Source organism: Streptomyces klenkii (assembly GCF_003626645.1).
In the GTDB taxonomy this organism is placed as follows: domain Bacteria; phylum Actinomycetota; class Actinomycetes; order Streptomycetales; family Streptomycetaceae; genus Streptomyces; species Streptomyces klenkii.
The window spans coordinates 1-1,201 of sequence record NZ_RBAM01000129.1 but is presented as its reverse complement, the minus strand read 5'-3'; the positions used below and the strand labels follow the sequence as shown (position 1 = coordinate 1,201).

Here is a 1,201-nt window from a genome sequence, read left to right as displayed (position 1 = left end):
AAGGCCTACGTCGAACGCGCCGCGACCCACGACGCCCGCTGGAGCGACCACGCCCCGGTGACGGCGGTCTTCGACTGACGGCCGCCTTCGGCGCACCCTCCTGAGAGGGACGGGCCCCACCCCGGTGCAGGGGGCGGGGCCCGCGGGCGGGCGGACGGGCCGCCGCCTCGCGCGGTGGGCAGCCGCGCCTCCGGCGGCGCCGGCCACGGTGGGCCCCAGGGGCGGGGGCGTCCGGGCAGCGGCGGCGCCGGGAGTCCTCAGGTGCGGTCGTCGGACGGGGTGGCCCCGCCGCCCGGGTCCCGGCGGTGCGCGGAGCCCGCGTCTTCGCCCTCGCCCTCCCCCGCGCCCGCGAACGTCGCCAGGAGCGCGAGGACCGCGGCGGCCAGCAGGCCGGCCGCCTTGTTCAAGTGACGGTCGAGCATCGAGAGTTTCCCCTTCTCCGGACGTGCGCGGCGCCGAGCTGCACGGGGCGCCCGAACCGCCCCCCGCACACGACGACTTGGGGCTTCCTGAGCACCTTTCCGATCCTTCTCCGCGCACCCCCGGCGGCGACACCCCATGCGCCATGGGCATCCCCTCCGGATCGATAAGCTCAACGCTATGACCTCCGCCTCGGAGCCTCCTGACGCCGCGTTAGCCCACTCCGCCACGGGCGCCCGGCGGGAGCCGAGCACGCACCAGCTTCGGCTCTTCCTCGTCCTGGCGGAGGAGGCGCACTTCGGCCGGGCGGCGGCGCGGCTGTTCATGACGCAGCCCGCGCTCAGCCAGCAGATCCGTGCCCTGGAGACGCGGCTCGGCGTGCTCCTGTTCGACCGCACCAGCCGGGGCGTGGCGCTCACCCCGGCCGGGCGGGCCCTGCTGCCCGAGGCCAGGGAGGTCGTCGAGGCCATGGTCAGGCTGCGCCGCCACGCCGACACCCACGCGCGCGAGGTGCGCGGGCGCCTGGTCCTCGGCTTCATCGGCGCGGAGGCGTCGATGCCCTACGCCCACGCGGTGCTCGGCGAACTCCACGCCCGGCACCCACGCATCGGCATCGAGCTGCGCGCCCTCGACTTCGCCGACCAGATCGACGCGATGGCCAACGGCGACGTGGACGCCGCCCTCCTGCGGCCCCCGGTCCCGCCCGGCGTCCAGACCCTCCAGCTGGCCACCGAGCCGCGCCTGGCGTGCCTGGCGGCGAACGACCGCCTGGCCACCGGGA

General features: G+C 76.7%; 2 protein-coding genes. One reads left to right on the top strand and one right to left on the bottom strand.

Features of this window, described 5'->3' with window-relative positions; translation table 11 throughout:
* Positions 1 to 257: 257 nt before the first annotated feature.
* Positions 258 to 422 (bottom strand): hypothetical protein, encoded by a 165-nt coding sequence (locus D7231_RS36800; RefSeq protein ID WP_158673903.1) that lies wholly within the window; start codon positions 420 to 422, stop codon positions 258 to 260.
* Positions 423 to 600: 178 nt separating this feature from the next.
* Between D7231_RS36800 and D7231_RS35160 the strand changes: the two genes are divergently transcribed.
* A partial coding sequence (locus D7231_RS35160; RefSeq protein WP_120760437.1) for a LysR family transcriptional regulator occupies positions 601 to 1,201 on the top strand: 601 nt, incomplete at its 3' end.

Bases quoted from the DNA above. Each gene is read 5' to 3' on its own strand.
- D7231_RS36800 (WP_158673903.1), bottom strand. From the start codon at position 422: ATGCTCGACCGTCACTTGAACAAGGCGGCCGGCCTGCTGGCCGCCGCG.